This is a genomic window from Photobacterium sp. OFAV2-7, from assembly GCF_022347985.1.
Taxonomy (GTDB): domain Bacteria; phylum Pseudomonadota; class Gammaproteobacteria; order Enterobacterales; family Vibrionaceae; genus Photobacterium.
Genome location: NZ_JAKRFQ010000229.1, coordinates 1 through 6,407, shown reverse-complemented (window position 1 = coordinate 6,407; position 6,407 = coordinate 1). Strand labels below are relative to the sequence as shown.

Genomic DNA, 6,407 nt, shown 5'->3' with positions numbered 1-6,407 from the left:
TATCGCTATCGAAAAAACAGTGAAAACGCTGTTCGTCAAAGCGTCGGAAGAAGTTGATGCCGACCTGGTTGCCCTGATCATCCGTGGTGATCATGAGCTAAATGAAATCAAGGCCGAAAACCTGTCTTGCGTTGCTGCTCCGCTTGAGTTTGCCACCGAAGACGAAATTCGTGCCCTGGTCGACGCAGGCCCAGGTTCTCTTGGCCCTGTTAACCTGCCTGTTCCATTCATCGTAGACCGCAGCGTGGCGGTAATGAGTGACTTTGGTGCCGGTGCCAACATCGACGACAAGCACTACTTCGGTATCAACTGGGGTCGCGATGCTGAACTGGGTCAGGTTGAAGATCTGCGTAATGTTGTTGAAGGTGATCCAAGCCCATGTGGCCAGGGTACCCTGTTACTAAAACGCGGTATCGAAGTTGGTCATATCTTCCAGCTTGGCAACAACTACTCCAAGTCGATGAACGCAGCAGTCCTTGGTCCTGATGGCAAAAACACCATCATGGAAATGGGCTGTTACGGTATCGGCTGTACCCGTGTGGTTGCTGCTGCCATCGAGCAGAACAACGACGAAAACGGCATTATCTGGCCAGATGCGATTGCACCGTTCCAGGTGTCTATCGTACCGATGAACATGGCGAAATCTGCCGAAGTGAAAGAAGCGGCTGAAAAACTGTACGCTGAGCTGACTGCAGCAGGCATCGATGTACTGTTCGATGACCGTAAGGAACGCCCGGGCGTGATGTTTGCTGATCACGAACTGATTGGTATCCCACACACGATCGTTATCGGTAACCGCAGCCTGGAAAATGGCGAGATGGAATATAAAGACCGTCGCGCCGGCACCAAAGAAGGTGTTGCCATTACCGACATGGTAGAGTTCATTAAGCAAAAACTTGCGTAATTCGTGACTACCAGTCCCCAAAAGCCTCCCTCGCGGAGGCTTTTTTATTTCCGGGAAAGCGCCCTGTATCGCGCCTTTTCAACAGCTTTGGGTATATAGTTAAGGTAAAAAGCATAGGCGAGAGCGAGAAGTACCTGAATGGCAAAGGAAAAGCCAAAAATCAGTTTGCTATTATCCGGCGGTGGTGCACGTGCAGCCTATCAGGTCGGCGTACTCAAGGCCATTTCCGAGTGGTACCCACGAGTACATCACAGCCCGTTCACGATATACTCCGGCACCTCGGCGGGGGCCATCAATGTCACCTCAATCGCCAGCTACGCCTCTTGTTTTCGCCTTGGGGTCAAGAAGCTGGAATGGATCTGGTCTCGTCTTCATAGCCGCCGGATATTCAAAGCCAGCCCATTCGGCATGACCGGCTACCTTGCCGGTCAGTGGTTTGCCCGTCTGCAGGCCGACCACCATGAACGCCCGCCCTTCGGCCTCCTCAACAACCGTCCTCTTCGTCAGTTGCTCAACCAGGTCAACAACTACGGACGACTGGAAAAGCAAATCATTGCCGGTAACCTCGACGGTATCTCCATCACAGTGTCCAGCTACAAAAGCGGTCAATCAGTGAGTTTTTTTCAGGGACAACAAGAGCTGGAAGAATGGGACCGGGCAAAATCCAAGGGACGCCGTGCTCTAATCAATACCGAGCACTTGCTGGCTTCTTCAGCGATACCACTTGTTTTTCCAGCTACCCGTCTCGGACAGACATACTATGGTGACGGCTCCATTCACCAGCTTGCCCCGTTGCGCCCCTCCCTCAAGATGGGGGCCGACAAAATCCTGATCATTGATTTGATCAACCAGAAACTTGATGAAAGAGACCACACCAAAGCCCCCGGCCTGGCAGCCCTCGGCGGCCACCTGATGGATACGATTTTCAGCGATACCCTCACCGCCGATCTTGAACACCTGTCTCGTACCAATGCACTCTTGCAAGCCTTGCCGGCTTCTGAACAACAGAAGCTAGACATGAAAATTGTCGACCACGTTCACCTTTCCCCCAGCCAATCCTTTGAGCCTCTGGCGCGAAAATACTACTGTCATATGCCACCAATGACCCGGACATTAATGCGCCTGACCGGGTTAAGTCCGAAAGATGATGCTGCGATCACCAGCTATATTTTGTTCGAACCCGCATATATTAACGCTTTAATAGAACTGGGCTACCATGATGCCCTCGAACAGGAAACGATCCTTCGCAACTTTTTAAAATAAAATCAGTATTTTATTTATAAAAAAGTGCTCCAGGTGTTGAAATGGCGTAATAATTGCCTATAGTTAACCCCTTATCTTTTTTTTGACGCTTATATGGATCCGACTCTCTGGAACAATATTTTTGCGGAAAATAGCAAACCAAGGGCTAAACCCCTTGGCGCTGACCAGCGCCTGCTGATCCTGCAAAAGCTCCAGGGAAAACTAGACCTGGGCTTATTATTCGAAATATTTGCCCGGGAAATCGAGAAACAAATCGATATCAGCCGCCTGGTGTGGGATCTGGAAGAGACCTCAACCCTTATCCGCCGGGGTGAAGCCACCCAATACCGGCAAGCCTTTATCCTGCGGTTCGGTGACAACGAACTGGGCAAGCTGCAATATTCGACCCCCTATCCGCTCGATAAAGACGAAATCAACCTGCTTCATACCTATCATCGCCTTTTTGCCGGGCCATTAATGAATGCGATTGAATATCGCCGAGTCAAGAATATGGCGCTGCGCGATTACCTCTCCGGCCTTGGCAACCGTAGCTGTTTCGAGCAGGATATCCAGCATGCACTTGCCATGAGCGAGAGAAGAAACGTCGGCCTGGTACTGGTGATGTTCGACCTGGATAACTTCAAACAGGTTAATGACCGTTTTGGCCACCTAGATGGTGACAAGGTGATCCGGCGTTTCGCTACCATCCTCAAGCAGGCCGTAAGAGCCTCCGATCGCTGCTACCGTATTGGTGGTGACGAGTTTGCCGTACTACTCCAGCCTGCAACCGATAAATCAGCCTTGCATGTTGCCAAACGAGTCCAGCAGCTAATGAGCGATGATCATACCCTGCGAACACTGAAAATTGGCTCATCGTGCGGATTTTCTGAATACCAGAAAGGGGATACGACGACCTCCCTGGTCGATCGTGCCGACCGTCAGCTATACCGCCACAAGCGCAACAAATAACCGCTCCTACTACATTCGGCCATTTTTATCATCGCCTTACCCGGCAGCTCTGATATAGTAAAGCTGTCAGGCGTTCACTCCCTATAGGCGCTGCCTAGTGTCTATAGGGAGTTAACGAATTAAAGGAAAGAGCATGAAAGTTTATGAATGCTGCGAGCTGATCCGAATGACCTATGCCCAGATTGGTGGCGGTGAACTGGGGTATATCCCGAACGCTATTCACTGTGCGATTAAGGCACTGGACTATATTGCCGCCAATGAAGAAGTGCCGCAGGAAGCCAGAGAACGTGCCGCTTTTGCCGCAGCCAATTTATTGATGAGCGATCATGAGGATAAATAATGGACGTCAAAAACTTTGAAACGATGGATCCGGTCATGCTGATGAGTATTGTCAATATGAAGATCCGTGACGAGTTCGGAGATCTGGACAACCTTGTAAAGTATTACGGTATCGATAAAGAAAAACTGGTTGCCCGGCTGGCCAATGCCGGCTTTGACTATCTGCCGGAAGCTAATCAGTTCCGCTAAGTTATCGTTCACTACCGATTCAAAACGAAAACGGAAGCCTGATGGCTTCCGTTTTTTATGGCCGGAATAACTGGCAGTGTCTAGCCTAGTGATACATACAGCACCGTCGCAACCAGTATCGGACAAACAACTTTGACGTACAGCGGCCAGATCTTCCAGAACAGGCTCTGTTCAATATCCGGGCTTCCCGCAGACAGCTCTTTTAGCTTAGAGTTGCGAGACCATACCCAGCCACCGAATAAGGTGAATAGTAGTGCGGCAACCGGCTGGAAATACTGGGTCGCGATTGTTGCAACCAAACCAAACAGACTGCCGAAGTTAAAGATAATCACCATACTGAACAAGGCAATCAGCCCGCCCAGCACCCAGCTGGTCGGTTTGCGATCGGTATTAAAGCGCTCGCTTACCAGTGACACCGGGCACTCCAGCATCGAGATAGACGATGTCAGAGCTGCTATCGTCATCAGCACAAAGAACACCAATGCCAGTAGCTGGCCAACAAATCCCAGGCTATCGAACAACATAGGCAGCACCGTAAACACCAGCGTATCTGAGCTTAGCAATGAACCGTCATCGGCATAAATGGCTACTCCCTTGGTCATCGCCACAAACATCGCCGGCAGCACAACCAGACCCGCGACAAAAGCAACAGCAGTATCAACCAGTGTGACGCTCAGGGCCATCTTAGGCAGGTTTTCTTTCTTACTCAGGTATGAGCCATAAATCAGCATCGAGCAACCACCAATGGTCAGCGAGAAGAACCCTTGCCCCATCGCAGCCAGTAGCAACTGACGGTCGAAAATTTTGCTGAAATCCGGGATCAGATAATGCTTCAAGCCTTCCATCGCACCATCTTGGGTCATGATGTAGAGAAACATCAGGCCAAATAGAGCAAACAGGGCCGGCATCAGGCGTGTAGACCATTTCTCAATACCTTGCTTAACACCACTCTGAACGATAAGGATGGTCAACAGGTAGAAAATACCAGCACCGAACAAGTTACGGGAGACAGAGAATCCTTTAAGCCATTCAGATGCAGACTGAAGACCGACAAGATCAGTGACGGCTGCCAGCATGAACGAGATCAACCAACCAGCCACAATGCTATAAAATGCCAGCACCAGGCAAGGAACAGCCAGGCCAATCCAGCCCACCATTGCTCCTGCTTTTTTGGCTACCGGGTTGGCCGACAGGCTACGCATGCTGTCAATAGGGTTTGCCTGGCCGTGACGACCAATTGCCATTTCGACAATCAACATCGGAAAGGCTACAACCAGGATCATGAATAGGTAAACCAACAGAAATGCCCCGCCACCGTTACTGGCAGCCTGGGTAGGAAATCCCCAAATATTCCCAAGCCCTACAGCGGCACCAGCCGCAGCCAGGATAAAACCCACTCTCGACCCAAAATGTTCTCTGTTTCCTGCCATATATTTACACGCCTTATGTATCAGTGTGCTAGTACAATAATGGTAGCTAGAATTTATATCAACCACAGAGAAACTAACTGGACAAATACTATACAGACAGATGGAAATGTTGCGTTACAGGCCACTGGGAGTGAAGTGTTATTTTGGGAACTCATAAAAAAACCGCTCACTGTTTAAACAGCAAGCGGTTTTTAATATCAAACCATTCAGGTGCAGTTTGCACCTTGTATTACAAAGCCGAGAAGCTTACTTCATCTGAGCAAAATAAGCGGCAACATTGGCAATGTCGGTATCGCTCAGCATCGAAGCCTGCGGCTGCATAACCGCAGCCATTCCACCTGTGCGCTGCTTATTCTTATAAGCCTTAAGGGCGCTAACCAGATACTGCTCGTTCTGGCCTTTCAGGTTCGGGTAACCCGGGATCATTGCGACACCGTTCACACCATGACAAGCTGCACATACTGCAGCTTTTGCTTTACCGGCGGCGGCATCACCAGCAGCCATTGAAGGGGCCGACATCACTGTCGCTAACATTGCAATCGCAAGAACTTTCTTCATTGGGTCCTCTTATAATTCTGTGTTATCCAAATACCCGGCCCAGATTAAACTGTCCTATAAAAGCGAAAAAGCAGGGTATTAGAGAATTGTGCACTGTTTAGCCTAACATTGCACATCAAATGCATCATTGTGCCACTCCAGGTCACAGTCCTGCCCGCTGAAAGCCTCAACGACAAACAATCCGGCAACAGCGGCAAGCTGGTCACCATAATAAATAAGCGGTGTTCGGCGCCGGTTCCAACTCGGGATCCCGTATTCCTGAAATAACTTTTTCAGCTTTCGCTTGCCTACTCTGCCAACCGGCTTCACCTCGATGGCCTCGGGATCAAACCGGATCGACAGCACTTCTCCCTCTCTCGGCAAGCGCAGTTGTCCAGCTGTGGTTTTGCGTACCGTCAAAGAACCTAAATTCTGCGGTAGCCTGCAGGGCTGATCCAGCTGGCATTCTTGTTGCCAATCTTGAATATCCGGCCATTGCTCGACCAGATATAATCGCTGCCGAAAGCGCCTTACCTGCACTTGCTGCCAGCACAACTGTGGGTTGGCATCGGCTTTGGCCTGTACAACCGTCTGCCAGATCTGGTCCAGTTGCGCCTTGGAGGGCATCAGGACATCAAATAACCCAAGCCATTGCCGAATCAGTTGTTTTCCAATACGCTCAGAGCCCAACCCGGCTACCGAGAGACTTTTATCGGCCCCCAGAGCCAGTTGCAATTTCTCGTGCAGAAGCTCTTGCAACAAGGCATCTTGCTCACCACAAAGTTCTGCGCTTCGCG

The 6,407-nt window shown here is 50.2% G+C and carries 8 protein-coding genes; 5 read left to right on the top strand and 3 right to left on the bottom strand.

Features of this window, described 5'->3' with window-relative positions; all coding sequences use genetic code 11:
- The 5 genes from proS to MHN01_RS13050 all read left to right on the top strand — a co-directional run.
- A partial coding sequence (gene proS / locus MHN01_RS13070; RefSeq protein ID WP_239411744.1) for a proline--tRNA ligase occupies positions 1-904 on the top strand: 904 nt, incomplete at its 5' end.
- A 138-nt stretch (positions 905-1,042) separates the two neighbouring features.
- Positions 1,043-2,167, top strand: coding sequence for a patatin-like phospholipase family protein (locus MHN01_RS13065; RefSeq protein WP_239411743.1), 1,125 nt, complete (start codon positions 1,043-1,045; stop codon positions 2,165-2,167).
- A gap of 93 nt (positions 2,168-2,260) precedes the next feature.
- Complete coding sequence (locus MHN01_RS13060; protein WP_239411742.1) at positions 2,261-3,115, top strand: GGDEF domain-containing protein; 855 nt, start codon at positions 2,261-2,263, stop codon at positions 3,113-3,115.
- 133 nt (positions 3,116-3,248) lie between these two features.
- Positions 3,249-3,455, top strand: a complete 207-nt coding sequence (locus tag MHN01_RS13055) for a YaeP family protein (RefSeq protein ID WP_239411741.1) — start codon at positions 3,249-3,251, stop codon at positions 3,453-3,455.
- A complete protein-coding gene (locus tag MHN01_RS13050; RefSeq protein ID WP_239411740.1) occupies positions 3,455-3,643 on the top strand; it encodes a DUF4250 domain-containing protein in 189 nt (62 codons plus the stop codon). Before MHN01_RS13055 ends, MHN01_RS13050 begins: the two co-directional genes overlap by 1 nt.
- 80 nt (positions 3,644-3,723) lie before the next feature.
- Here the strand turns inward: MHN01_RS13050 and MHN01_RS13045 are convergent, their stop codons facing one another.
- The 3 genes from MHN01_RS13045 to tilS form a co-directional block, all read right to left on the bottom strand.
- Entirely contained in the window at positions 3,724-5,073 is a 1,350-nt protein-coding gene (locus tag MHN01_RS13045; RefSeq protein WP_239411739.1) for a sodium-dependent transporter, read from the bottom strand.
- A 246-nt stretch (positions 5,074-5,319) separates the two neighbouring features.
- Positions 5,320-5,631 (bottom strand): c-type cytochrome, encoded by a 312-nt coding sequence (locus MHN01_RS13040; RefSeq protein WP_075762730.1) that lies wholly within the window; start codon positions 5,629-5,631, stop codon positions 5,320-5,322.
- 102 nt (positions 5,632-5,733) lie between these two features.
- The coding region (gene tilS / locus MHN01_RS13035; RefSeq protein WP_239411738.1) for a tRNA lysidine(34) synthetase TilS at positions 5,734-6,407 on the bottom strand (674 nt) is incomplete at its 5' end.

Excerpts from the sequence above, each read along its gene's own strand:
- MHN01_RS13060 (WP_239411742.1), top strand. The coding sequence starts at position 2,261 with ATGGATCCGACTCTCTGGAACAATATTTTTGCGGAAAATAGCAAACCA.
- MHN01_RS13050 (WP_239411740.1), top strand. The coding sequence starts at position 3,455 with ATGGACGTCAAAAACTTTGAAACGATGGATCCGGTCATGCTGATGAGT.
- MHN01_RS13040 (WP_075762730.1), bottom strand. The coding sequence starts at position 5,631 with ATGAAGAAAGTTCTTGCGATTGCAATGTTAGCGACAGTGATGTCGGCC.
- MHN01_RS13045 (WP_239411739.1), bottom strand. The coding sequence starts at position 5,073 with ATGGCAGGAAACAGAGAACATTTTGGGTCGAGAGTGGGTTTTATCCTG.
- MHN01_RS13055 (WP_239411741.1), top strand. The coding sequence starts at position 3,249 with ATGAAAGTTTATGAATGCTGCGAGCTGATCCGAATGACCTATGCCCAG.
- MHN01_RS13065 (WP_239411743.1), top strand. The coding sequence starts at position 1,043 with ATGGCAAAGGAAAAGCCAAAAATCAGTTTGCTATTATCCGGCGGTGGT.